This window comes from Streptosporangium vulgare, from assembly GCF_042428775.1.
Taxonomy (GTDB): Bacteria; Actinomycetota; Actinomycetes; order Streptosporangiales; family Streptosporangiaceae; genus Streptosporangium; species Streptosporangium vulgare.
Map to the genome: position 1 here is coordinate 195089 of NZ_JBHMBS010000010.1, position 25962 is coordinate 221050.

At 71.7% G+C, this 25962-nt stretch carries 21 protein-coding genes; 11 read left to right on the plus strand and 10 right to left on the minus strand.

The features are described 5' to 3' along the window. The first annotated feature begins 33 nt into the window (after positions 1–33). From ACFFRH_RS22260 to ACFFRH_RS22295, 8 genes are all read left to right on the plus strand, one after another. Complete coding sequence (locus ACFFRH_RS22260; RefSeq protein WP_386159237.1) at positions 34–1899, plus strand: serine/threonine-protein kinase; 1866 nt, start codon at positions 34–36, stop codon at positions 1897–1899. 215 nt (positions 1900–2114) lie between these two features. After that, entirely contained in the window at positions 2115–3506 is a 1392-nt protein-coding gene (locus tag ACFFRH_RS22265; protein WP_386159240.1) for a class II fumarate hydratase, read from the plus strand. Positions 3507–3672: 166 nt separating this feature from the next. Further along, a complete protein-coding gene (locus tag ACFFRH_RS22270; protein ID WP_386159242.1) occupies positions 3673–4059 on the plus strand; it encodes a tautomerase family protein in 387 nt (128 codons plus the stop codon). Positions 4060–4266: 207 nt separating this feature from the next. Next, on the plus strand, positions 4267–5013 hold the full coding sequence (locus ACFFRH_RS22275; RefSeq protein WP_386159245.1) for a 3-hydroxybutyrate dehydrogenase: 747 nt from the start codon (positions 4267–4269) through the stop codon (positions 5011–5013). A 100-nt stretch (positions 5014–5113) separates the two neighbouring features. After that, positions 5114–7183: a helix-turn-helix domain-containing protein gene (locus ACFFRH_RS22280; protein ID WP_446697423.1), complete on the plus strand. Its 2070-nt coding sequence runs from the start codon at positions 5114–5116 to the stop codon at positions 7181–7183. A gap of 174 nt (positions 7184–7357) precedes the next feature. After that, a complete protein-coding gene (locus tag ACFFRH_RS22285) occupies positions 7358–8677 on the plus strand; it encodes an MFS transporter (RefSeq protein WP_344750161.1) in 1320 nt (439 codons plus the stop codon). A gap of 20 nt (positions 8678–8697) precedes the next feature. Then, complete coding sequence (locus ACFFRH_RS22290) at positions 8698–9732, plus strand: alpha/beta fold hydrolase (protein WP_344750160.1); 1035 nt, start codon at positions 8698–8700, stop codon at positions 9730–9732. Positions 9733–10014: 282 nt separating this feature from the next. After that, positions 10015–11307, plus strand: a complete 1293-nt coding sequence (locus ACFFRH_RS22295) for a tannase/feruloyl esterase family alpha/beta hydrolase (protein ID WP_386159252.1) — start codon at positions 10015–10017, stop codon at positions 11305–11307. Positions 11308–11513: 206 nt separating this feature from the next. Here the strand turns inward: ACFFRH_RS22295 and ACFFRH_RS22300 are convergent, their stop codons facing one another. Together ACFFRH_RS22300 and ACFFRH_RS22305 are read right to left on the minus strand one after the other, a co-directional pair. Continuing rightward, the gene (locus tag ACFFRH_RS22300) at positions 11514–13490 is read right to left on the minus strand and encodes a glycosyltransferase family 2 protein (RefSeq protein ID WP_386159255.1); all 1977 of its coding nucleotides are present in this window, start codon (positions 13488–13490) and stop codon (positions 11514–11516) included. A gap of 60 nt (positions 13491–13550) precedes the next feature. Next, positions 13551–14294 (minus strand): aggregation-promoting factor C-terminal-like domain-containing protein, encoded by a 744-nt coding sequence (locus tag ACFFRH_RS22305; RefSeq protein ID WP_386159257.1) that lies wholly within the window; start codon positions 14292–14294, stop codon positions 13551–13553. Between the two features lie 313 nt (positions 14295–14607). Here ACFFRH_RS22305 and ACFFRH_RS22310 point away from each other — a divergent pair, with 313 nt between their 5' ends. The 3 genes from ACFFRH_RS22310 to ACFFRH_RS22320 are packed head-to-tail and all read left to right on the plus strand — an operon-like array spanning position 14608 to position 17419. Further along, on the plus strand, positions 14608–15282 hold the full coding sequence (locus ACFFRH_RS22310; RefSeq protein WP_386159260.1) for a response regulator: 675 nt from the start codon (positions 14608–14610) through the stop codon (positions 15280–15282). A gap of 5 nt (positions 15283–15287) precedes the next feature. Beyond that, positions 15288–16709: an ATP-binding protein gene (locus tag ACFFRH_RS22315; protein ID WP_344750164.1), complete on the plus strand. Its 1422-nt coding sequence runs from the start codon at positions 15288–15290 to the stop codon at positions 16707–16709. Continuing rightward, complete coding sequence (locus ACFFRH_RS22320) at positions 16706–17419, plus strand: hypothetical protein (RefSeq protein ID WP_344750151.1); 714 nt, start codon at positions 16706–16708, stop codon at positions 17417–17419. The genes ACFFRH_RS22315 and ACFFRH_RS22320 overlap by 4 nt, the downstream gene beginning before the upstream one ends. Before the next feature lie 266 nt (positions 17420–17685). Here ACFFRH_RS22320 and phoH2 read toward each other — a convergent pair whose 3' ends face one another. The 8 genes from phoH2 to ACFFRH_RS22360 all read right to left on the minus strand — a co-directional run bounded on the left by phoH2 (position 17686) and on the right by ACFFRH_RS22360 (position 25670). Next, positions 17686–19029 (minus strand): RNA 5'-3' helicase PhoH2, encoded by a 1344-nt coding sequence (gene phoH2 / locus ACFFRH_RS22325; protein ID WP_344750150.1) that lies wholly within the window; start codon positions 19027–19029, stop codon positions 17686–17688. Positions 19030–19250: 221 nt separating this feature from the next. Further along, complete coding sequence (locus ACFFRH_RS22330; RefSeq protein WP_344750149.1) at positions 19251–20018, minus strand: isoprenyl transferase; 768 nt, start codon at positions 20016–20018, stop codon at positions 19251–19253. Between the two features lie 79 nt (positions 20019–20097). Then, complete coding sequence (locus tag ACFFRH_RS22335) at positions 20098–20574, minus strand: hypothetical protein (RefSeq protein WP_344750148.1); 477 nt, start codon at positions 20572–20574, stop codon at positions 20098–20100. Between the two features lie 88 nt (positions 20575–20662). Then, the gene (locus tag ACFFRH_RS22340; protein WP_344750147.1) at positions 20663–21685 is read right to left on the minus strand and encodes a DUF7064 domain-containing protein; all 1023 of its coding nucleotides are present in this window, start codon (positions 21683–21685) and stop codon (positions 20663–20665) included. A 273-nt stretch (positions 21686–21958) separates the two neighbouring features. Then, entirely contained in the window at positions 21959–22738 is a 780-nt protein-coding gene (locus tag ACFFRH_RS22345; RefSeq protein ID WP_344750146.1) for a TIGR04222 domain-containing membrane protein, read from the minus strand. A 331-nt stretch (positions 22739–23069) separates the two neighbouring features. After that, entirely contained in the window at positions 23070–23729 is a 660-nt protein-coding gene (locus ACFFRH_RS22350) for an SCO6045 C-terminal-like domain-containing protein (protein WP_344750145.1), read from the minus strand. Then, positions 23722–24537 (minus strand): MbnB/TglH/ChrH family RiPP precursor modification enzyme, encoded by an 816-nt coding sequence (locus tag ACFFRH_RS22355; protein ID WP_344750144.1) that lies wholly within the window; start codon positions 24535–24537, stop codon positions 23722–23724. Before ACFFRH_RS22355 ends, ACFFRH_RS22350 begins: the two co-directional genes overlap by 8 nt. Before the next feature lie 152 nt (positions 24538–24689). After that, positions 24690–25670, minus strand: a complete 981-nt coding sequence (locus tag ACFFRH_RS22360; RefSeq protein ID WP_344750143.1) for a TIGR04222 domain-containing membrane protein — start codon at positions 25668–25670, stop codon at positions 24690–24692. Positions 25671–25962: the final 292 nt, after the last annotated feature.

Below are 25962 nucleotides of genomic sequence, written 5' to 3' on the forward strand. Positions count from 1 at the left end.
CGCTTCTCAAGGTGGAATGGCTATCTTCTTCTCATGCCGGAACAGCAGACGCGTGTGCTCGCGGACCGTTACGAGCTGATCGCGCCGCTCGGCCGGGGCACGATGGGCACCGTTTGGAAAGCCCACGACCGTTCCCTCGGCCGTGAGGTCGCGATAAAGGAGATCCGTCAGGAGCCCGGCCTCAGCGAGGCGCAGCGCACCGAACTTCGGGAACGGATGATCCGCGAGGGTCGTACGGCCGCCCGCATCAGCCACCCCTCGGTGGCCACCGTCCACGACGCCATCGTCGAGGACGGCAGCCCCTGGATCATCATGGAGCTCGTGCAGGCGCGTTCCCTGGAGCAGGTGATCGAGGAGGAAGGGCCCCTTCCACCCCGCCTCGTCGCGGAGATCGGGGCCGACCTGCTGGGGGCGCTCCGCGCGGCCCACGCCCAGGGGGTCCTGCACCGCGACGTGAAGCCCGGCAACGTGCTGATCACCGAGAGCGGCCGGGTGGTCCTCACCGACTTCGGCATCGCCAAGGCGGAGGGCGACACGAGCCTCACCAAGACCGGCATGGTGATCGGCTCCCCCGGATACACCGCGCCCGAGCGGGCCCGCGGCGAGCACACCGGGCCCGAGTCGGACCTGTGGTCCCTCGGCGCCACGCTGTACTTCGCGGTCGAGGGCCGGCCGGCCTACGAGCGGTCCTCGGTGGCGGAGACCCTGGCCGCGCTGATGAGCGAGCAGGTCGACCCGCCGACCCAGGCGGGGCCGCTGCGCCCGGTGCTCGAACAGTTGCTGGAGAAGGACCACACGACGCGGCTGACGGCCGCCCAGGCGGGCGCGCTGCTCCGGGCGGTGGCCGACACCCCCTCGCACCTCGCGGACTCTCTCCCCCCGCCGCCCCCGGCACCCGCCTTCGTGCCGTCTCCCCCCGCCTCCGAGATCCCCCTGGTGGAGGACACCGAAGACGCCGAGGACGCGGAAGACATCGAAAACGCCGAGGACGCCGGAGTCATCGGCTTCATCGGGGCCGTCGAGCAGGAGCCCGGGGGCCGCGGCGACCCCGACGACCCCGACGACGGGGCCGGAGGTTTCGACGCCGACCGCACCATGGTGGTCATCCGTCCCAAGGACGGTCTGCGCATCCCCGGCGGGACGGCGCCCGCCGAGCCCTCCGCCTCTCCGGCACCGGCCTCCGGCCGTCCGACGACCTCGCCCTACCCGGACCGGCCGCCCTTCGCGGAGCCGGGCAGGCCGGTCGCGGGACGGCAGGGCCCTTCCGGTCTCGGCACCCCCGTCGCGCGAGGACCCGCGACCCCCGGCCCCTTCGGGAGGCCGGGAGCGTCCAGGCCGGGAGCATCCAGGCCGGGGGCGTTCGGGGCGGACGCCTTCGAGGAGCCCGCCGAGGAGACGGCGGCCTTCGGAGGTCCGGGAAACGAGTCGGCGGCCACCCCGCCCCACGGGTTCCCGGTGGCAGGCAGACCCGATCTCTCCGCCACCCCGCCGCACGGCTTCCCGCCGGTCGATCCGGAGTTCGCCGCGTCCGGCGAGGGACGTCCCGGGTCTCCCGACTCCGAGGCGCTCCCTCCGCCGCTGAGGCTCTTCCCCGACAACCGGCCCGGTCCCGGTAACCGGCCCCCCGGCGCCGGCGGCCCTTCCGGCCGGGGAGGGCCGGGGACCGCGCAGCCCTGGCGTCCGCCGGGCCCCGAGGCGTCCGACGGCGCCTACCGCTCCCCGGGCCTGGGCACCGACCTGTTCGCGATCGCGAACCAGAACGCCCAGCCCGATCCCGGCCGCCCGGGCCCGAGGAAGCCACCGTCGCAGAAGGCCCGGATCGGCGTCCTCGTCCTCATGGGCGTGGCGGCGATCGCCCTCGTGGTGATCATGATCCTGACGGTGGCCGCCTTCTTCTGAGCACACCCCCGAAGACGGCCCTGAGCACGGACCTGGGCGAAGAGGGCCCTCAGCACGGATCCGAGCACAGGGCCGAGCACGGGGCTGACCGCGGCCCCGAAGACGGCTCTGAGCACATCCCCGAAAACGACTTCACACACGGCCCGCGAGGAAAACCCCGTACCCACCGCTCCCCTCCCCGGTTTGATTCCCCCTCCAGGACGCAGACTGGGTTCATGAGCGAGTATCGGATCGAGCATGACTCGATGGGTGAGGTACGGGTTCCCGCGGGGGCGAAGTGGCGGGCGCAGACCCAGCGGGCGGTGGAGAACTTCCCCGTCTCCGGGCGCGGGCTGGAGGTCCCGCACATCGCGGCGCTCGGCCTGATCAAGGCACTCGCCGCCGAGGTCAACGCGGAGCTGGGGGTGCTCGACAAGGAGCTGGCGCAGGCGATCGCCGAGGCCGCCACCGACGTCGCGGAGAACGAGTGGGACGGCGAGTTCCCCGTCGACGTCTTCCAGACCGGTTCCGGCACCTCCTCCAACATGAACGCCAACGAGGTGATCGCCACCCTCGCCGAGGAGCGGCTCGGCCGCCCCGTCCACCCCAACGACCACGTGAACGCCTCTCAGTCGTCCAACGACGTGTTCCCCACCTCCATCCACGTCGCCGCCACGACCGAGGTCTCGTACCACCTCATCCCCTCGCTGCGGCACCTGGCCACCGCGCTGCGGGACAAGTCGCTGGAGTTCGACGGCGTGGTCAAGGCCGGGCGTACGCACCTGATGGACGCCACCCCGGTCACGCTGGGACAGGAGTTCGGCGGGTACGCCACGCAGATCGACAACGCCATCGCGCGGGTGCGGAGCGCGCTCCCGCGCCTCGCCCAGCTTCCCCTGGGCGGCACGGCGGTCGGCACCGGCGTCAACACCCCTCCCGGCTTCGCGGCCAAGGTCATCGAGAGGCTGCGCGAGGCCACCGGACTGCCGTTCTCCGAGGCTCCCGACCACTTCGAGGCCCAGGGGGCCCGGGACGCCGTCGTCGAGCTCTCCGGCCAGCTCCGCACGGTCGCGATCTCGCTCAACAAGATCGCCAATGATCTGCGCTGGATGGGGTCCGGCCCCCGGGCGGGACTGGGCGAGATCAACCTGCCCGACCTGCAGCCCGGCTCCTCGATCATGCCGGGCAAGGTCAACCCGGTCGTCCCCGAGGCGGTGACCATGGTCGCCGCCCAGGTCATCGGGAACGACGCGGCCATCGCCTTCTCCGGCGCCTCGGGCACGTTCGAGCTCAACGTGATGCTCCCGGTCATCGCGCGCAACATCCTGGAGTCGGTACGACTGCTCGCCAACGCCTCCCGGCTGCTGGCCGACCGGTGCGTGCACGGCATCACCGCCAACGTCGACCGCATGCGCGAGTACGCGGAGTCGTCGCCGTCGATCGTCACCCCGCTCAACCCGTACGTCGGGTACGAGGAGGCCGCGAAGATAGCGAAGCAGGCCCTGGCGGAGCGCAAGACCATCCGCGAGGTCGTCATCGAGCGCGGCCACGTCGCCAACGGCACCCTCACCGAGGAACGGCTCGACGAGCTGCTCGACGTGCTGTCCATGACCCGGCCGCCCTCGTAGACCGCGCCCCCGCCACCGGTCGCGGGTCGCCCGAGCCGCGCGGTCGTGGACCGCGACCCGGCCGCCCTCGCGGCCGGATCGGCGTAGCGGACCGGTGGACCGGCCACCGGTCACCGACCGACGACCCGGCCGGCGCCGTAGATCGGCTGCCTGGGAGACTCGGGACATGACCCAGATCAAGTTCTACGGCCGCAGGGACGTGTGGGCCGATCGACGCCGGGAGATCTCCGACATCGTCCACGGCTGCCTGGTGGACGTCTGGAAACTTCCCGAGGACAAGCGGTTCCACCGGTTCCTGCTGCTGGACTCCGAGGACATGATCTGCCCGCAGCGGAGCGAGCGGTATCTCATCGTGGAGATCGCCTGTTTCAGCGGCCGGTCGGACGAGGCCAAGCGCTCGCTGATCCGCGCCCTGTTCACCAGGACCGGGGAGGCGCTCGACCTCCCCGCCGAGGACCTGGAAATCGTGATCATGGAATCACCCAAGGTCAACTGGGGCATCCGCGGCCTCCCCGGCGACGAGCTGACACTCATGTACCCGGTCACCATCTGACCGTCGCGCGACCCGGTCGCCGACACCGTGCCCCGGCGGAGACCGGCTCCGGGCGTTCGCATTCGGAACGCGAAGGCGCTCCCGGGAACGAGTGCGGAGGGAAAGCGGTACCTCTGTCGGAGCGGAGGCTCGCCACATAAGCATGCAGCGGAGTGTGGGGGTGGGCGACATGGGCTGGGATTCGGGTCATTGCCTAGATTCGGCAGCATGATTGACCTAGCGGGTCGGCGAGCCGTGGTGACCGGGGCGGGCAGCGGGATCGGGCGCGCCTGCGCGCACCGGCTGGCCATGGCCGGGGCACATGTGCTGGTGGTCGACATCGACGCCGAGGCGGCGGCGAAGGTCGCCGCGGAGATCTCGGGGACGCCCGTCGTCGCGGATCTGTCGGAACCGGACTTCGTCCGGGCGATCCCGTCCGGCACGGACATCGTGGTGAACAACGCCGGGTTCCAGCACGTCGCCCCGATCGAGGAGTTCCCCCCCGAGGTGTTCTCCAAGATCCTCAAAGTGATGGTCGAGGCGCCCTTCCTGCTGGTCAGGGAGGTCCTGCCGGGTATGTACGAGCGCGGCTGGGGCCGGATCGTCAACATCTCCTCGGTCCACGGGCTCCGCGCCTCGCCCTACAAGTCGGCGTACGTCACCGCCAAGCACGCCCTCGAAGGGCTGTCCAAGACGATCGCCCTGGAGGGGGCCCCGCACGGCGTCACCTCCAACTGCGTGAGTCCCGCCTACGTCCGCACTCCCCTGGTCGAGAACCAGATCGGCGCCCAGGCCGGCACCCACGGCATCGGCAGGGACGAGGTGGTCGAACAGATCATGCTCGCCCCCGCCGCCGTGAAGCGGCTGATCGAGCCCGAGGAGGTCGCCGAACTCGTCGCCTACCTCTGCGGCCCGCACGGCTCCTTCATGACCGGCACCTCCCTCCCCATAGACGGTGGCTGGACAGCCCGCTGAGCCCGAGGCCCGCCGGGTCCGGTGACCCCGTGGGGCCGCGCCGGAGACTGGACCGACGAGGGAGGGAGCCGGACCTGAGCGGCGTCGCGAGCAACGGAGAATGGTCGGTATGAGCACACGGGTCTTTCTCGAACTGCTGGCCAGGGAGGCGTCGGCGGTCGAGTTCGAGGGGCCCGTTCTCGCGGCGAGGACCGGCGGGGCCGACGCGGAGGCGCTGGCGGAGCTGGAGGAGGCCAAGCTCGCCGCGCTGAAGGTGCGGGCGCTGCTGCGGCGCAGGGCGAAGCGGGAGGCGGAGCTGTCGGCGCTGTTCGACACGGCGGGCGACCTGGCCGGGCTGCGGGACCTGGACGCCGTCCTGGAGGCCATCGTGCACCGGGCCAGGCAGCTGCTCGGCACCGACGCCGCCTACATGACGCTGCACGACCCCGCGCGGGGCGACACCTGGATGCGGGTGACCGACGGCTCGGTGTCGGCGAAGTTCCGGGCGCTGCGGCTGGCCATGGGCGCGGGGCTCGGCGGGCTCGTCGCCCAGACCGCCACCCCGTACTCGACCGCCGACTATTTCGCCGACGAGCGCTTCCGCCACAAGACCGACATCGACGACGCGGTGCTCGAAGAGGGGCTGGTCGCCATTCTCGGCGTACCGCTCAAGCTGGGCGCGCGGGTGATCGGCGTGCTGTTCGCCGCCAACCGGAGCGTGCGGCCCTTCACCCAGGACGAGGTCGTGCTGCTGGGCTCGCTGGCGGCGCACGCGGCGGTGGCGATCGACAACGCCCGGCTGCTGCAGGAGACCAGGAACGCGCTGGAGGAGCTCAGCGAGGCCAACCGGCAGGTGAACGCGCACAGCCAGGCCGTGGAGCGCGCCGCGCTCGCGCACGACCGGATGACCGGCCTGGTGCTGCGCGGCGGCGGGGTGGAGGACGTGGCGGCGGTGGTGACGGAGGTGCTCGGCGGCTCGCTGACGGTGCTCGACGACGCCGGGCGCCCGATCGCCGGGGACGCGGGCGTGCTGGAGGAGGGGGCGCTGGGCGAGGCGGCGTTCGACCAACCGGCGACCGGACCGGGAAAGGGCCCGGCAAAGGGCCTGGGGACGGGCTCGGGCTCGGGAACGGGCTCAGGGACCGGCCCAAGCACGAGCTCGGCGTACGGCACGGGGACGAGTTCGGTGACGAGCAGGAGGCCGGGCTCGAAGGCGGGCGCCAGGCGGGGGGCGCGGAAGGTCACGGACGTGATCGCGGACGCCGCGCGGTCGTCGAGGGCGCTGGGACGCACCGTACGGCAGGGAGACCTGCTGGTCGCGTCGGTGGACGTGGGCGCGGAGCCGCTGTGCACGCTGGTGCTGCGCAACGGCGGCCAGGTGTCGGACGCCGACCAGCGCATCCTGGAGCGGGCCGCGCTGGTGACCGCGTTGCTGCTGCTGTTCAGGCGTACGGTGGCCGAGGCGGAGGGCCGGGTCAGGGGTGAGCTGCTCGACGACCTGATCTCGCGGCCCGCCCTCGACGGCCTGGCCGACCGCGCCCGGCGGGTGGGGGTGAACCTGGACCACGACCACGTGGTGGTCGTGGTCCGCCACGGCGGCGGGCGGGAGCGGGCCGCGTTCTGGGCGTCCTCCCAGGCGACGCTGCACCACGGCCTCGCCGCGCAGCGCGGCGACGAGGTGGTGCTGCTGCTTCCCGGGAACCGGCCGGGCCCCCTGGCCAAGCGGGTGGCGGCCGAGCTGAGCGCCTCGCTCGGCCACCCGGCCACCGCGGGCGCCGGAGGGCCCGTGCGCGGCACCGCGGAGGTCGCCGCCGCGCACCGGGAGGCGCAGCGCTGCGCCGACGCCCTGGTGGCCCTGGGGAGGGCCGGGGAGGGCGCCGGGGCCAGGGAGCTGGGCTTCGTCGGCCTGCTGGTCGGCGAGGGGCGCGACATCGGGGCGTTCCTCGCCTCGGCGCTCGGCCCGGTGATCGACTACGACGCCCGCAGGGGCACCGCGCTGGTCCAGACGCTCACCGCGTACTTCGGCACGGGCGGCTCGCTGTCGCGGACGAGCGAGACCCTGCACATCCACGTCAACACGGTCACCCAGCGCCTGGACCGGATCGGCCAGCTGCTCGGCGACGACTGGCAGGTCCCCGAGCGGGCCCTGGAGATCCAGCTCGCCCTGCGCCTGCACCGCCTCAGCGGCTGACCCGGAGCTCCGCCCCGGGCACTCTCACACATCCACATAGGGCGTCGGTTGGCTATGGCGGTCGTACCCATAGGAGTGACGCCGGTCACTACGTACGGTAGCCGGAATCCCCCCCAACAGCGATTCCCCTTGGTGAGTGAGATGGAAGAAAAAAACCGTACCCCCATCGACAAGATGGAAAAGAAAACCCGTACCCCCATCGGAAAGATCGTCGGTGCCAGCCTCGTCGGTACCACGATCGAGTGGTATGACTTCTTCCTGTACGGCTCCGCCGCCGCGCTGGTCTTCCCGCAGCTGTTCTTCCCCAAGTCGGAGCCGCTGACGGGCACCCTGCTGGCCTTCCTGACCTACGCGGTGGGCTTCGTGGCCCGCCCGCTGGGCGCGCTGGTCTTCGGGCACTTCGGCGACCGGATCGGACGCAAGAAGCTGCTGGTGGTCAGCCTGCTGATGATGGGCGGGGCGACCTTCCTGATCGGCTGCCTGCCGACCCACGCGGCGATCGGCATGGCGGCGCCGCTGCTGCTGACCCTGCTCAGGCTCGTCCAGGGCTTCGCCCTCGGCGGCGAGTGGGGCGGCGCGGTGCTGATCGTCTCCGAGCACGGCGACGCCGCGCGCCGCGGCTTCTGGGCCTCCTGGCCGCAGGCGGGCGCCCCCGGCGGCAACCTGCTCGCCACCGCCGTGCTGGCGGTGCTGGCCGCGGTCCAGACGGACGAGGCGTTCGTGAGCTGGGGCTGGCGGATCCCGTTCCTGCTCTCCGGCGTGCTGGTGCTGGTCGGCATGTGGATCCGGCTCTCCATCAGCGAGTCGCCGGTCTTCCAGCAGGCGGTCGCGAACGCCAAGCCCTCGAAGTCCCTGCCGATCGTGGAGGTCTTCAGGTACCACTGGCGGGACGTCCTCATCGCGATCGGCGCCCGCTTCGCGGAGAACGTCTCCTACTACGTGATCACCGCGTTCGTGCTTGTCTACGCGACGGCGCAGGCGGGGCTCGCGAAGCCCGTCGTGCTCAACGCGGTACTGATCGGGTCGGCCATCCACTTCGTCTCGATCCCGATGTGGGGGGCGCTCTCCGACCGGCTCGGCCGCCGGCCCGTCTACCTGCTCGGCGCCGCCGGGGTGGGCCTGTGGTCCTTCGCGTTCTTCCCGCTGATCGACACCAAGAACTTCGCCGCCGTCACCCTGGCGGTGACCGTCGGGCTGATCCTGCACGGCGCGATGTACGGCCCGCAGGCCGCGTTCTTCTCCGAGCTGTTCGCGACGAGGATGCGCTACTCGGGCGTCTCGATCGGCTCGCAGCTCGCCTCGATCGTCGCGGGCGCCCTCGCCCCGCTGATCGCGGTCGCCCTGCTGGACGCCTACAAGTCGTCGTTCCCCATCATGCTGTACGTGGCCGGGGCCGCCGTGCTCACCCTGATCACCGTGTACGTCTCGCGTGAGACCCGTGGCCGCGACCTCGTCACCATCGGCACCCGCGACGAGGCCAAGGCCACTCGCTGAACCGTACGGAGAAACATCTGATGCGCATCGAGAACCGGCCGGTGCCCACCGGCCGGATCACCCAGAACGTCCTGTCGGTCGCCGGGAACGCCGGAAGCACGGCGGAGAGCGGCGAGACCGTGCTGTTCGTGCACGGGAACGTGTCGAGCGCCGCCTTCTGGCGGGGCACGCTGCTCGCCCTGGCGGAGGAGGGCCACCGGCCGCTCGCCGTGGACCTGCGGGGCTTCGGCGACACCGAGCCCGCCCCGGTCGACGCCACCCGCGGCCTGCGGGACTACTCCGACGACGTGCTCGCCCTCCTCGACGCCCTCGGGCCGGACGGCGTGCACCTGGTCGGCTGGAGCATGGGCGGCGGGGTCGTGCTGCAGGCGCTGCGCGACCGGCCGTCCGCCGTGCGGAGCGTGACCCTGGTCAACCCGATCTCCCCGTACGGCTTCGGCGGCACGCACGGTGCCGACGGCGCGCTGAACCACGCCGACGGCACGGGCGCCGGGGCGGGCGCGGCCAACCCCGACTTCGTGAGGCTGCTCGCGGCGGGGGACACCTCGGACGACTCCCCGGCCTCGCCGAGGAACGTGATGCGGACCACGTACGTGAAGCCCGGCACGGTGATCGAGGACGAGGACGCCCTGGTCGCGTCGATGCTGTCCACGAGGGTCGGCGAGGACCACTACCCGGGTGACGCGGTGGCGTCGGAGGAGTGGCCGGGGGTCCGTCCCGGCACACGGGGTGTGCTCAACTCGTTCGCCCCGACGTACTTCCGGATCGACGACCTGCACACGATCGACCCGAAGCCGCCGATCCTGTGGATCAGGGGCGAGTCCGACGTGATCGTCTCCGACACCTCGCTGTTCGACCTGGCCCACCTGGGCGCCCTGGGGGCCGTCCCCGGCTCGCCGGGCACCCCCGCGCAGCCGATGGTCACCCAGACCCGCGCCGCCCTGGAGCGGTACGGCCCGTACACCGAGGTCGTCCTGGACGCCGGCCACAGCCCGCACATCGAGCGGCCCGCCGAGTTCCGCGCCGCCCTCTCCGACCACCTGAAGCGGAGCTGACCAATGCGCAGTGCCCATGGCGACGCTCCGCGTCGCGGTTCGGCCGCTCTTGTCCGGCTCCTTCCCTCGTCACTCATCCGCTTCGCTCCTTCGCTCCTCAGTCCAGTCCCCGGCACGACCTCACGGCGCTCCTCAGACCAGTCCCCGGCACGACCTCACGGCGCTCCTCAGACCAGTCCCCGGCACGACCTCACGGCGCTCCTCAGTCCAGTCCCCGGCGCGGCCTCACGGCGCAGTACCAAAACGGTCGCGGGAATCGCCGCCGTCGGGCTCGCCACTCTGGTGGCCCTGGCCGGGGCACCGGTAGCGAGCGCGGGGACCTCACCGGCGCACTGCGCCCGGCTGGACCGGGTGGCGGTGCCGGGTGCCGAGCACCAGGTGAAGGCCTGCCTGGACGACCTCACGACGGCGGGCACGACCGTCTCCGGGCACACCGACCCGGCCGACTGGGCGGGCCTGCACCCGGCGGGGGCGGTCAACCCGAAGGGCGTGCCCGGCATCCAGGTCGACGGCTACTTCCCCGACACCTCGACCTCCAACACGACGCACGGCTGGAACCACGACTCGCAGTTCGTCCTGCGGCTGCCCGACAACTGGAACGGCGGGCTGGTGGTCACCGGCACCCCGGGCAACCGGGAGCAGTACGCCAACGACTTCACCGTCTCCGACTGGGCGCTGGCCAAGGGCTACGCCTACGCGGTGACGGACAAGGGCAACGTCGGCGTCACCTTCTACAAGGACGGCCGCAAGCCCGGTGACGCGGTCGCCGAGTGGAACGACCGGGTCACGCAGGTCGCGATCGCGGCCAAGGCCGTCGTCGCCCAGCGCTACGGCAGGCTTCCCAAGCGGACGTACGCCGCGGGCATCTCCAACGGCGGCTACCTGGTCCGCTGGCAGCTGGAGAACCGGGCCTGGCTGTACGACGGCGGGATCGACTGGGAGGGCACGCTCTGGCGGGTCAAGGGCGACAACCTGGTCAACTACCTGCCCCCGGCGCTGCGGGCCTACCCGGCGGGCGACACCCAGGGGATGTACGACGCGGGATTCGCCCGCGGCTCGGAGTTCCTGTGGCCGTTCCACTACCAGTACTACTGGGACCTGACCCAGCGCCTCTACCGTGAGGAACTCGACCCCTCCTTCGACGGCGACGTCGAGGCGGGCACCCCCTTCTGCTCCTCGGGCACCCCGGCCTGCGACGCCGACTACGACTACGACGCGCGCAAGCCGTACGCGGCGGTGAGGAAGATCGGGCTCACCGGCCGGATCGGCAAGCCGCTGATCACGATCCACGGCACGCTGGACGCGCTGCTGCCGATCTCCCGCTCCAGCGACGTCTACGCGGACATGGTCGGCGGGCACCGGCCGTTCCGCTACTACCGCATCACCGACGGCACCCACGTGGACAGCCTCTACGCCGCCTACCCCGACAAGCTCCGCCCGTTGCTGCCGTGCTTCCGCAGCGCGTTCGAGACCCTGGAGGGCTGGGTGGAGCGCGGGCAGAACCCGCCGCCGAGCGCGACCCTGCCGAGGCCCTCGACCGGCGACCTGCCCAACGAGTGCCGCCTGGGCGCGTGACACCGACCAGACGACACCGGCCAGACGACACCGGCCAGACGACATCGACCGCGTGACACCGGCCAGGTGACACCGACCGCGTGACACCACCGCACGGCGCCACACCGCCCCCACGGGCCGTGTGGCGCCGTCGGGCTGTCCGCGGTCCAGGTCCACGGTCCAGGTCCGGGGTCCAGGTCCGGGGTCCGGGACAGGCGACCCGGACGTCAGTTCAGCATGTAGCGCCGCTGGACGGTCCTGGTCACCCGGACCGCGTTCCTGACCAGCGGTATCCGCAGCGCGACCCGTTTCAGCAGCGGGTACCACGGCTCGGAGAGCCTGGCGGCGGCGGACCTGTGGATCTCCACCCGGCCGCCGCGGTTCATCTCCACCTTGAAGCGGAGACCGGTCTCCTCGCCGTCCACCCGCAGGAACGGCGCCCAGACGCCCGGCGCGAGAAACCCCTCCCGGTACGCCAGCCGGGTCGGGATCTTGGCGATCAGCCGCCCGGCCAGCTCCCCGGGGACGCCGGGCTCGACCAGCGCGGGGGCGGCGACCTCGCGTTCCCTGCCCGTGGTCTGGCGGAACACCAGCTCCGCGGGCGGCCCCCCGCTCGGCGGCACGTACGGCACGGGCACGACGACGAAGACGTGTTTGCGCTGCCTGATGACCGTCGTCCCCGGTGAGACCAGCACGATCGACTCGGGGAACGAGCGCGGCTCCACGCAGATCCCCAGCTCCCCCCGGTCGGACCACCAGGGGACGATCAGGCGCCTGGAACAGTCGGCGACCATCCCGGTGCAGTTCAGCGGCGACCCGGTCACCCGGGTGCGTGCCTGCTGCGCTCCCCCGTACATGCGCACGTGTATCTCCCAGAGTCCCGGAGGCAGCGGGTCGCCCGTCGCCGCCGAGTCGACGTCCAGCCGGGCCGTACCGGTGACCTGGAGCCTGACCCCGTTGCGGTGACGACTGCGGATCATCGAGCACCGCGAGGGCAGGAAGTGGATGACCCCGGTGTCCTCCTGCCTGATGTAGACCTCGAACCGCGCCCTGGCGGCGGCCTGGCTGACGTCGGCCATCTCGGGCGGCAGGCGGAGCCCTTCGAGGGGCACCGGGGGCTGCCAGAGCAGGCCGTCGTCCCCGTACGGGACGAAGCGCATCGGGGTGCCGTCGGCCTGCACGATCTCCACGGTGAGCCCCAGGGTGAGCGCGCCGTCGTCCCAGGTGAGCTCGTCGAGGTCGGCCTGGAGGCGGACGCCGCGCGTGGCCCCGGCCAGTACGACGAGCTGGTCGAGCCTGCCCGCGCGGAGCAGCGCGGCGCGGGCCCGCAGCGGGACGGGCAGCAGGAGGTCGAGGCGCGGGGGGAAGCGCTGGACGACCAGCTCGCGCAGCGTGGTGAAGGTGGCCGCCCGGCCCGCGGAGGAGGTGGCGAACCTGGCCCCGCCGAGCCGTCGCAGCACCGCGGTGCGGAACCACTGGGCGTACATCCGGTCGCGCCGGTGGCCCTCGGGCACCTCGTCGTCGATGATGTCGAGCAGCTCGCGCAGCTCCGCGGCCCAGACGTAGGGGTCCTCCGGCGGGTCGGGCCGCTCGGTGACGTGGCAGCAGACCGGGCCGGCCATCACGACGACGTTCCCGGCCCGCAGGTAGGCGCGGAGCACGAACGCCTGCTCGGCCAGGCACCCGCCGGGGTCGGAGAAGCTCAGCGCCTCGGCGTCGAGGAAGGCCTTGCGGAAGAGTTTGTGCGGGGTGAGCAGCGTGAGCAGCCGGTCCCTGACGATGTCGGCGTGCTCGCGGTCGGCGTCGAAGATCGTGGCGGGCGGCCTCTGGTCGCTGACCAGCCGCCCGAGGAGGATGTCGGCCCCGGTCTCCACGGCCCGCAGGTACATGCGCTCCAGGGCGGTCCGCTCCAGGCGGTCGGTCTGGTCCATCAGGTAGACGTACTCGCCCCTGGCGACCATGAGGGCGACGTTGCGGCCGCGCATCGGCGAGCCGGTCCGTTCGAGGTGGAGCACCCGGACGTTCGGCCGTACCGTCGCCAGGGTGTCGAGGCGCTGCTGGATCCCGTCGTCGGAGCCGTCGTCGGCGAAGATGACCTCGTAGTCCTCGGAGGCCATCGACTGTTCCAGCACCGACCGGATACAGGCGTCGGCGCCATCACCGGGGTTGTGCACCGGCACCACCACGCTGACCTTCACGTCCATGCGGCCAAGGGTGCGGCGCCGGGCGCCGGGAGACGGTCAGACTTGCCGACTCCTGGTCTCTCAGTACCAGCCTTTGGCCTGGGAATGGGCCCAAGCACCACAGGGCGAGCCGTAGCGGCCCTTGATGTAGCCGAGCCCCCACTCGATCTGGGTGGCCGCGTTGGTCTGCCAGTCGCTTCCGGCGCTGGCCATCTTGTGGCCGGGGAGGGACTGCGGGATGCCGTAGGCGCCACTGGAGGTGTTCATGGCGCGCTCGTTCCAGCCGCTCTCCTTCATCCAGAGCTTCTCCAGGCAGCCCCACTCGCCCGCCCAGCCCCTGGACTCCAGCATCTGCTTGCCCAGCGCCCTGTTGCCGGTCGGGTTGGAGGTGCCCGGGGGGAGCTGCTGCGGGTTGAACCCGCCGCCGCCCGGCGCCTCGTCCACGATCTTGACCTGGTTCAGGGCCTTGCGGTTCTCGCGCTCGGCGGCGATCTTGTCGGCCTTGAGCGCCTGGGCCGCCTGGGCCTTCAGCATGTCGGACTGCAGGTCGGAGCCGAACGGGTCGGAACCGAGCATCTGCGCCATCTCGTCCAGGGTGAGCGGCTTGGTCGGCGGCGCCGAGGCGTTCTGGATGGCGGTGTAGGCGGTGAAGGCGCCTCCACCCACCAGGACCACGAGCGCGGCGCCCAGGATCAGCACGCGCTTGGAGGTCATGCCGCGCTTCGAACTCGGCTCGTCGGAGGTCTTCCCCCTGACCGCCCTGCGGTTCGAGCGGCGGGCGCGGGGCGCCGAGCGTTCCTGCAGTTGCTGTGATCCTGGACTCACGACCTATGAGCTTGCCGTGCGGAGGGGGGTGGTCCGCAACCGGAACGGCGGAGTTGGTCGGTGTCGGCCGACGTCCGGCCGGGCCCGCCGGGGTTCCTCGCGACCTAACCACCAGGCCACGAGCACTTTCCCGGCGAGAAAAGCTTGAAAGTGATTTTGCTCACATTTTACCGTACGGTGCCATGTAGCCCCTTATGGCGATCATGAAATTGCCCGAATCGTGGTCTGACCACCTCATTCAGGTACTGTTTGCCTTATGTCTGGGTTTTGTGACCCGGCAGATCCATCCGAGCCTTGGGAGAATGATTACCCGGTGGCAGGCATCCTCCTCGTCGAAGACGACCCCTCGGTCCGTACCGGGCTGGAGCTCGCGCTCACCCGGCAGGGCCACTCCGTCACCGCGTACGCCAGCGGCGAGGAGGCCCTTGAGCACATCAGGTCCCGACGCCCCGAGATCGCCATCCTGGACGTCATGCTGCCCGGCATCGACGGCGTCGAGGTGTGCCGCCGCATCCGCAAGCTCGACCAGCTGCCGGTGATCCTCCTCACCGCCAGGGGCGACGACCTCGACGTGGTCGTGGGGCTGGAGGCCGGGGCCGACGACTACGTGGTCAAGCCGGTCGAGCCCCGGGTGCTGGACGCCCGCATCCGCGCCGTCCTGCGCCGGATGGAGTCGGTCGCCTCCGACCGCATCACCTTTGGCGACCTGGTCATCGACCGGGGCGCGCTCAAGGTGGCGCTGGGCGGCCGCGAGGTCCACCTCACCCCCACGGAGCTGCGCCTCCTGCTCGAACTCGTCCGCCACCCCGGCCAGGTGCTCAACCGCAGATACCTGCTGCGGGCCGTCTGGGACCACACCCACGTCGCCGACTCCCGGCTGGTCGACGCCTGCGTCCAGCGGGTCCGCGCCAAGATCGAGGCGGTCCCCGCCGAGCCCGAGTTCATCCACACGGTACGGGGATTCGGCTACCGGTTCAGCCCGCCGTGAAGCGGATGTTCCCTCCCTCGACGCGGCGGATGTACACCGGCCTGCGCGGGCGCCTGGTGATCACCTTCACCCTGATCGCCGTCACCGCCTCCGCGGTCGTCGCGGTGATCGGCTACGAGTTCGTCAAGAACAGCATGATCAGGCGGGCCGAGCACGTGGCCGTGAGCGAGGTACGCGACATCCTGGAGGGCAGCAGGCTGCCCGTCGGCGCGCTCTGGCCGGGCGACAGCCCGCCGACCGACGAGGAGATCAGCGCGCTGCAGAGAAGCCTGCGCCCCCAGGGCGGCAGGGTGGTGGTCCGCTACGAGAACTACCCCTACCCCGACGGCGACTTCGGCCCCAAGGACGTCCCCGGCGACCTCGCCGCGAGGGCCACCCAGCGGCTGGTCGCCAAGCGCATGACCATCAACGGCGACATGTGGCTGCTCATCGGCACCCCCGTCTGGCGGATCGAGCCCATCCACACCGCCCAGCCCACCGGGATGACCGTCTTCGTGTTCGTCCCCCTCATCGAGGAGGAGCGGCTGCTGAGCGGCCTGCGGCAGCCACTAGCCGTCGCCGGCGTCGCCATGCTGATCATCGCGCTGTCCCTCGGCCTGGTGTCGGCCCGGCAGCTCCTGCTGCCGGTCAGGCGGCTCGGCTCGGCGGCCCGCGCGCTCGGCGCCGGCCACCTCGACACCCGCCTGCCCGTACACGGCCAGGACGAGCTGGCCGAGCTCACCGCCACGTTCAACGACACCGCCGCCGCCCTGGAGCGGAGCGTCGCCGAGCTGCGCGCGCTGGAGGCGATGTCCCGCCGCTTCGTCGCCGACGTCTCCCACGAGCTCAGGACCCCGCTCACCGCGATGACCGCGGTCACCGACATGCTCTCCGAGGAGGCCGACCGGCTGCCCCCCGAGCCCGCGGCGGCCGTACGGCTGGTGCTGCGCGAGATCGCGCGGCTGCGGACCCTGATCGAGCAGCTCATCGAGGCGAGCCGGTTCGACTCGGGGACGGCCACGCTGAACGTGGACACCGTGAACATCGTCGACGTGGTCTGCGACTGCCTGGAGATGCGCGGCTGGTCGGACCAGGTTCGGGTGAACGTCCCGGAGGGGCTGGCCTTCTCCGTCGATCCCCGGCGCTTCGACGTCATCGTGGCCAACCTGGTGGGCAACGCCCTGCGCCACGGTGAGCTCCCGGTGATGGTGACCGCCCGCAGCACCCCGAACGGCCTGGAGGTGAAGGTGCGCGACCACGGCAAGGGCATCCCGGCGAAGGACCTGCCCTTCGTGTTCAACCGTTTCTACAAGGCCGGCGCCCGGGGCGACGGCAGCGGGCTCGGCCTGTCCATCGCGCGGGCCAACGCCCAGCTGCACGGGGGCACGATCTCGGTCCGCGCGCAGCGGCCGGGCACCCTCTTCACGGTCTGGCTCCCCCCGGCATGAGGCGGCTCACCCACCCGTACGTTCCGGCCGCCCTCGTCAGGAGACGGCTCCACCCGCACGTCCTGGCGGCCCTCGCCGGGAGACGGCCCGCCGGCCCGGCCGTCCTCGGCACGAGACCACCCACCGGCCCGGACCTCCCCCGCGGGAGACGGCTCGCCGGCGCGGGGTGGTTCGCCTGCCTGATCAGCGCGGCCCTGGTGCTCTGCGGCTGCGGCATCTCCCCGACCGACGTCCAGGACTACGGCCGCCCGCCGGTGATCAGCTACAGCCCCACGTGGGTGACGGTCTATCTGCTCCGCGACAACCGGCTGGAGCCCGTCAAGGTCCCGGTGGTCTCCGACTCGGCCAAGAACATCATCGACACCCTGTTCCGGGCCGGCAAGCAGCCGCCGAAGGCGGGGCTGACCAGCGCGCTCAACGACTTCAGCCACTACGACACCAAGACGACCCGCTACTCGGACAACACCGACCAGCGCAACGAGCCGGACGACAACCTGGGTTACCGGCTGAATGTGATCATCACGGGTGAGGGCAAGGTCACCAAGGAGGCCCTCGCCCAGATCACCTGCACCATCCGGCAGAACAAGCAGGAGAGCATCTGGAGCGTCGAGGTCACCCGCCTCTTCCCCGGCACCCCGGAGACGATGGGGGACCGGGGCTGCTTCGAGTACCGCAATCTCGCGGCGCCCGGCGTGCGACTGCCCCCCTGAGGGTCCGTCCGTCCCGGTCCCGTCCCGACCGCCAGGACTACGGGGCCGTACGGGCTCCGGGGTCGTACGGGCGCGGCGGGAGACCCCTCCACCCCCGGACCGTGACCGCGGGCGGGTCCCGGCGGCCACCGCGGCGAGAGACCCGGAGAGGTCGAAGAGGCTCTAGAAAGGTCCGGAGAGGTCCGGAGCCGTGACGCGCGAAGCGCGGTCGCGGATGCCCGCAGGCACCCGCGACCGCGCTCCGGCGGTGGCGTCGAGACGCCCCGTCACATCGTGATGTCCTCCAGCATCTCGGTGACCAGCGCCGCGATCGGCGAGCGCTCCGAGCGGGTCAGGGTGACGTGCGCGAACAGCGGGTGGCCCTTGAGCTTCTCCACCACCGCCACGACGCCGTCATGGCGGCCCACCCGCAGGTTGTCGCGCTGGGCGATGTCGTGGGTGAGGACGACCCGGGAGTTGGCGCCGATCCGGCTCAGCACGGTGAGCAGCACCCCGCGCTCCAGCGACTGCGCCTCGTCCACGATGACGAAGGCGTCGTGCAGCGACCGGCCGCGGATGTGGGTGAGCGGGAGCACCTCCAGCATGCCCCGGTCCATGACCTCCTCGATCACCTCGGGCGTGGTGACCGCGCCCAGGGTGTCGTAGACCGCCTGTCCCCACGGGCCCATCTTCTCGTTCTCGGAACCGGGCAGGTAGCCCAGCTCCTGGCCGCCCACGGCGTACAGGGGACGGAAGACGATGACCTTGCGGTGCTGGCGGCGCTCCAGGACCGCCTCCAGGCCCGCGCAGAGGGCGAGCGCGGACTTTCCGGTGCCCGCCCGGCCGCCCAGCGAGACGATGCCGACCTCGGGGTCCATCAGCAGGTCGAGCGCGATCCGCTGCTCGGCGGAACGACCGTGCAGGCCGAACACCTCGCGGTCGCCGCGCACCAGCCGCACCGACTTGTCGGGCAGCACCCGGCCCAGCGCGGAGCCCCTGCTGGACAGCAGGCGCAGACCCGTGTGGGCGGGCAGGTCACGGGCGTCGTCCAGATCGGCCGTGCCGTGCTCGAAGAGGGTCTCGACGTCCTCGGAGGTCACCTGCAGCTCGTCCATGCCGGTCCAGCCGGACTCCACCACGAGCTCGGCGCGGTATTCGTCCGCGGCGAGCCCGATGGAGGCGGCCTTCACCCGCATCGGCAGATCCTTGGAGACCAGCACGACGTCCTTGCCCTCGGCGGCGAGGGTCTTCGCCACGGTCAGGATGCGGGTGTCGTTGTCGCCGAGCCTGAACCCGACGGGCAGGATGGACGGGTCACTGTGGTTGAGCTCGACCCGGATGGTGCCCTCGCCGATCGGCATGGGCTCGTCCAGTCGTCCGTGCGTCACCCGGAGTTCGTCGAGGGACCTTAGCGCCTTACGCGCGAAGTATCCGAGCTCTGGATGATGGCGTTTGCCCTCCAACTCGGTGATGACGACGATCGGGATGACGACCTCGTGCTCGGCGAAACGGCTCATCGCCGTTGGATCCGCCAGAAGCACCGAGGTGTCCAGGACGTACGTGCGCCGCTGCACTGCCGGCGACGTGGGTGAGGACGAAGGGTTTGCCACGCGTTCTCCCCCGGGCGCCATGGACGGCGCCCTGCCATGAGCTGGGATGCGGACCGGCCCCGGGCCCGCTCACGAGAACGTCGAGCAGGGACCGTTGACCGGCCCTCCTCAGCAGGTCGTGACGCAAAGGCGGGCCCTCTCCGGCGTAGGTGAGCTGTGCTCTCCTACTTCTTACGGTACGTCCTGAATGCCCGACTTCCAACTGCTTAAGAGTGACCGAAAGGGGTCGTTCATGTGGAGTTTCAGGAACCGTACCTGCGGTGTCGCGCGGCGTAGGAGCGGAGAGCCCGCAAGAAGTCGACCCTGCGGAAGTCAGGCCAGTAGGCCTCGCAGAAGTAGAATTCGGAGTGAGCGCTCTGCCAGAGCAGGAATCCGGAGAGCCGCTGCTCTCCCGAGGTCCGGATGACCAGATCCGGATCGGGCTGGCCGCGCGTGTAGAGATGCTCCGCGATGTGCTCGACATCGAGGACCTCGACGAGGTCCTCGATACTCGCGCCCTTGCTCGCGTGCTCCTGGAGAAGGGAGCGCACCGCATCAGCGATCTCACGCCTTCCTCCATACCCAACAGCAACGTTCACAATCAAACCGGGACGATGTGATGTCGCTTCTTTTGCGTTTTTGAGCACACGGGCCGTGTGATCGGGCAGAAGGTCGAGCGCTCCCATGGGCTTGATGTGCCACCCGTCGGCCACGAGCTCCTGGACCACGTCCTCGATGATCTTCATCAGGAGGTCCAGCTCGTCCTTGGAGCGGTTGATGTTGTCGCTCGACAGCAGCCACACGGTGACGACCTCGACGCCGGCCTCGCGGCACCAGCCGAGCAGCTCCGAGATCTTGTCGGCGCCCTTGCGATGCCCGCGGCTCACGTCGTCGATGCCCATCGAGCGCGCCCAGCGCCGGTTGCCGTCGACGATCACGCCGACGTGCCGGGGAGCCATCTCCCTCTGACGGGACAGCTTCGCCTCAAGCCTGCGTTCGTACACCCGGTAGACGAGATCGCGCACGCCCATTGAAGCCCCTCCCCCAGCACCCGCCACGAATTGGCACTGACAGGCAATTATCGCCGCCCCGCGGACCTCTCCGCCCCCTCTACAGGGATCTGGCGGGCTTGCCCGGCTTATGGGACCCCAGGCAATCCTCGGCCTCCGCGACGAGTGCCTCCACGAAAACGCCCAGCTCAGAGGATGTCAGAATGGCGCGCATCCCCACCCCGCCGCCTCCCCAGGCCTCCAGGAAAGCTCTTCTGGTGAGCCGCCACTCGCCGCCGGGCCCCCGCAGCCCCGGGACCCAGACCGGGATGGTCCGCAGTTGGCAGCGGAGTTCGCCGCCGCCGACGACGCCGTTCCTGGCCCGGTAACGAAAGGCGAACAGTTCCGTGTCGTCGGGAAAGCGGTCGTCGGGGTCAGGCCACCGGGCCTCGTGGCCCGCGCGCGCCTCGGCGACCCCCCGCGCCAGCCGGGTGAGAACCCAGCCGCACCGCTCGCCCACCGTCCCGTACAGCGCGCCGTCGCGGTGCAGCTGCAGGGTGATCTCGTACGGCGTGCCGACACTGTCACGGCACGCCACCGGCGTAACGGTCAGATAAGAACCATCAAGACAACGCAGTCCCCCCACCTCAGAGAGGGTATCCCCGGCCCAGTCCGCCAAAACATGATCAACGCCATCCATGTCCCCGCCAGCCGGGCGGCTGGTGCCATTCGGTCCAGCCGTATCCGGATCGCCCGTCCTCGGCCTCGAACCGGCACAGGGCGCGCGGGAAGCGGGCGATCTCCCCGTCGGGGGACGTCATGGCGACCGGGGCGAAGGCGACCGGGACGACCGTCATCGGCAGGCCCGGCACCTCCAGCCGCGCTCCGGACGGGAAACCGCCCTCGCCGAACTCGCTCGCCGCGGTGAAGCCCTCCCGCTCCTCGGTCTCGCCGCCCGGCGGGACCGTGAAGCACGGCCAGGGCATCTCGAAGCCGACGTTGGCGCGCATGCCGTGGAAGAACGTGCCGTCGTCGAGCCGCCCCGAGCTCCACAGCCACGACAGCCGCCACCAGTCACGCTCCCCCCAGCTGTGGTCGCGCTCGCCGTACCCGGAGAAGGCGATCTCCTCGGCCCCGGCACCACCGGTCCCGCCGACCCGGATCGTCCCCGCGACCTCGCAGGGGATCTCGTAGCGGGACATGAAGCGGTAGGGGTACGGGTCGCCGCCGCTCCGCCACTCCAGGTCGAACGCGAGCGAGGTCGTCCCGGCGTCCCCGAGGTCCCCGTACGCCATGGCGGGGTCGTCCAGGACGGCCGCCGCCCCGGCGTCGAGGGTCACCCGGAAGGACCGCATGGGGGCCGTCACGTCGTGGACGGCCCGGAACCCCCCGCACCCCTCGCCGCGCACCGCGTGGACGCCGGGGCGCGTCCCGGCCCCGTACCGCTCGGGAGGGCCCGGGACGGACAGCGGGACGTGGTGGTCGGCGAGCAGCACCGTGGGCCGGTCCCTGCCGACCAGGCACGCCCAGTACCAGGCGCGGTTCCAGTTGGGATACAGGCCGAGCCGGACGTAACCGGCGAGCGAGCCGTCCTCGGCCGCGAAGTCGAGATAGACGGACTCGCTCCACAGCGGCTCGGGGCCCGCCGGGTGCGTCCCCTCGTCCTCGGGCCGCAGCGGCCATGTCGCGTGATCGACGAACTTTCCCACGGTCACTCCGATGCAGGCGTCCGGTCATGTATCGGCCCGTACCGACCGGCACATACCGACTGACGTGTATCGACCGGCATATACCGACATGTACCGGCATGTATCAGCTGGCACGTACCGACACGTATCGGCTGACGCGTACTGGCATGTGCCGATCGACATGTGTCGACCGGAACGTACTGGCACGTACTGGCCGACATGTACCGGCCGGTATCTACCGGTCGGCATGTGTCGGCCCAACCTAACCGACCGCGCCCCGGCCGGACAGAACCCTCAGGAGCTGCCGCCGCAACCGCCCCCACCCCCGCAACCGGAACCGGAGTCGGAGCCACCCCCGCCGTCGCCGCCCCCGCCGAAGAAGCCGTAGGAGGCGCCCGCCGAGGCGTCGGAGGAGCGGCGGCGGGAGGAGCCGCGGCGCAGCGCGGGAGGCGGTGGCGGGCCGTCCATGGACAGGATGGCCGCCAGCCGCCCCTCCTCCCACTGCTTCAGGCCGTGCAGGGCGACGCCCATGATGTTCAGCTCGTCGTGGTCGACATGACCCCCGGCGCGGGGCGGCAGGGACCTGTCCTCGCGGTGGCGCAGGCGGTAGTGGGCCAGCGCGGTCTTCCCCGCGCGGTTGGGGTGGGTGGGGTCGGCCCGGCCGGAACCGGGCGCGTCGATCAGCCCCAGGTCCCTCAGCCGCGCGATCAGCATGGTCACCGCGGCCCCCTGGGCCACCCTGTTCCTGACCACCCAGACCGGCACGCCGCCCCCCTGCCCCCGGAGGTGGTCGAGGACCTCGGTCTGCACCGGCTGGGTGAGCACGCCGACCTGGCCCGACACCTGCGTCAGCCGCCCGTCGCGCCGCGCCCTGACCACCCCTCCCCCGGTCAGCGAGGCCAGCGCGGTGTCGGCCACCCGGGACCGGCCGCCCGCGAGCAGCGCCAGCTCGTACGGCGTCAGCTCGGGCCCCTCGTAGACGCGCGAGGGACGCGCGGCCAGGCGCAGCGCGATCAGCACGGCCACCGCCAGGAGCGAGAGACCCACCACGACGACGATCTGTGCGGTCTGCATGACGGCCTCCGGGATGACGTCCCTGCGTGAGGTTGACTTACCCAGTGGACGAACGGGGAGGACCAGAAGTTTCAGCTATACCGGTTCCGGCACCCCTGACGTGGGGCGTCCGGCTCGGTCCCCCGGTTCGACGGCCTCCGGCCCCCCACACCCGGCTCGATGACAGCCGGTTCAGGTGACAGCCGGTTCAGTGGCCTCGGTTCGACGGCCCCGGCTCAACACACCCGGCCGGATGGCACCCGGTTCGGCATACCCGATCCGACACACCCGGCTCGGCGACATCCCGTTCGACGACACCCGGTTCGGCGCACTCCGTCCGGCATGCGGGGACTCAACGGCGTCTGCCGAAGAGCGACCACCGGCGGGGGGCGGGGCCGGGCTCGGGGGCGAGCCCGGGGCCGGGCTCCTCCGGCAGCCGTCCCGCCGCGCGGAGGCGGTCGGCGAAGTCGCGGGCGTCGGCGTGCGAGCCGCCCGGCGGCTTGGGACGCCCTCTCGCGTACGCGTCGAACTCCCCGGCGAAGCCGTCGCCGAGCAGCGCGGCCAGGTCGGGCCGCAGCCTGGCCACCGTCCTGCGCCGTTTGGAGATCAGGCCGGCCTCCTGGATCCGCAGCCGCTCCCGGTCGAAACCCCGCGGCGCCTCCTCCCCGGCCACCAGGGCCGCCACCAGGGCCGTCTGAGCCCTGGCCAGCGCCTCACGCGCCGCGCCCCCGGCCTCCGGCTCCCGGACGCCCTCCCGCCCCTGCCCGGCCCCCAGTGCCTCTCTCGCGGCTTCCCGCCCACGGGTGGCCTCTGGTACCTCCTCCGAGGCTTCTCGCCCTCTGCCGACCTCCAGGGCCCCTGGCGCTTCTCCCGCCGCCTTCCGCCCCTTGGCGGCCTCTCGAACCCCTTCGACGGCTTCCGGCCCCTCGTGGCCGCCCGTCTCCCGTACCCGGGCGGTGGCGCCCCCGGGCACCGTGTCGCGGGCCGTGTCACGGGCCGTGTCGTCAGACATGGGCCATCGCGCCGCGGATCCGGCCGAGCTCCCCCTCCAGGGCGCCGTCGCTGGGATAGTCGTCGTCCCATTCGAGCAGCACGCCGGGCGGATCGACCCGGGCGCACAGCTCGGAGAGGATGTCCAGCACGTCCTGCGGGACGTGGGCGGTGTGGGTGTCGTGCCACACCCCCTGGCGGGAGTGGCCTCCGGCGACGTGGACGTAGGCCAGCTCGGACAGCGGGAGACCGTCAAGCGCCGCGGTGGCCGACAGGCCCAGGTTGACCTGGTTCGTGTAGAGGTTCGCCACGTCGATCAGGAGCCCGACGCCGGTCATCTCCACCAGCTCGCCGAGGAAGGCGGCCTCGGTCATCTCGTCCTCCGGCCAGCCGAACAGGGCCGCGACGTTCTCCAGGGCCAGCGGTACGGGAAGCGCGTCCTGCGCCCGCCGCACGTTCTCGGCGACGACGGAGAGCGCGGCCCGGGTGCGCGGGACCGGTAGCAGGTGCCCGGCCTCCATCCCGCCCGCCCGTACGAAGGCGAGGTGCTCGCTGACCAGCGGCGCGTCCAGGGCGCGGACACAGTCGGCCAGGTGCGCCAGCCGCCGCGGGTCGGGAGGCTCGGCACCGCCGACGCCCAGACCGACACCGTGCGGGATCACCGGAACCCCTCGGGCGCGCAGCACCCGCAGCGACTCGGGGAGCCGGGCGGGGTGGACGTTCTCGGCGATGACCTCGACGAAGTCGACCCCGGGCAGCCGCTCCACGGTGAGGTCGATCTCCGGCCGCCAGCCGATGCCCACCCCCAGCGCCGGGAACTCAGCCGCCATCGAGGGCACCTCCGCCCAGACCCGCCCGCCGCCGGGCCACCGCTGCCTCTCCGGAGGTTCCGTGAGACCCGTGGGCCCCGTAAGACCCGTGGGCCACATGGGCTCCGGTGGCTGTGGCTACGGCCGCCCTCGCCGCCGGGACCGGGTGCAGCTCACCCACCGCAACCGCCACCGCCGCACCCTCCGCCGCAGCTGGACCCGCCACCGCCGTCGCTCGACCCGCCGCCGTCACCCGACCCGCCGGAGTCACCCCAGCCACCGGAGCCGAAATCACCGCCACCGCCGAACGAGAGGCCGTCACCGGAGCTCGAACCGCCGCCGCAGGCGCCCGAGGCGCAGCTGCTCGCGGTGTTCGCGGTCTGGCGCTGGAGCTCCTCCTCCAGGCCGGGCTCGTTGAGCTCGCCCAGGCCGTACAGGGCGACGGGAATGCCGACGGCGAAGGCCAGATCGGGCGCCAGAGGGCGGGCGCCCCGCACGTAGGTCCGGCGGGCGGAGGCGAGCGCCTCGTGACCGGCGTGGCTCAGGGCGTCGCGCAGGGCCCTCTTCTGCCGCGCGTAGACGGAGAAACCGCCGATCACCGAGAACATGCCCACCAGCAGCGCGAAGGTGCCGAGTCCCCCGGTGGCTCCCGCGATCAGGATGCCCGCCACGACGACCACCTCGATGATCGAGGCGATCTGGAGCCGGCTCAGCAGCGCCTGCGCGTGGTCGAGCGCGCCCTCGGGCACGAGCAGGCCGAGCCCCAGCAGCCGGTAGCGCAGGCCGTCGACGCTCTGTCCCTCGGCCACCGCGCGGCGCACCTCACCCACCGGAGCCGAGCCTCCGCGCTGGTGGAGCGACTCCATCACGGCGTACTCGATCGGGTCGGGAGACGGCTGTGCCCCGGCGACCAGGCTGGCCTGACCTCCTCGCGAGATCCGGATCGCCCCGGCCCTGGCCAGCAGGCCGAGCGCGGTGTTGATCACGCGGCGCGGCCCCCCGGAGAGATAGGCGAGCTCGTACGGGTTCGGCGGCCCGCCGTAGTGGCCGATCATGGCCGAGCGGACCCGGCGGTGCTCGCGGTGCAACGAGACGGCCGTGGAGAGGATGACCAGGCCGACGACGAGGGCGATGACGAACAGTGAGAGCTCCATGTCCGCCTCCTTGGGGGGAAAGGTGGGCCACGGGAGCGACGTCCCGTGTACCCAGGTAGACGCGCACAGCCTGGCAGAAGTTTCACCCGACTTCGACGGCGACCGGGTGAGATGTCGGTCACCAGGCGAAACGTGAGGTCACCGGCCTCGGCGCGACCGAGCCGGTGACCCCGGGCGCGCCTTTCCCCACCTGGGGTCCCGCACTCCGGGGTCCCGGCCGGGAGAAGGCCGGGAGAAGGCGCGGGACCCGGGCGGCACCGGCGCCCAGCCGATTCGGGCGCCCAGCGCGGTC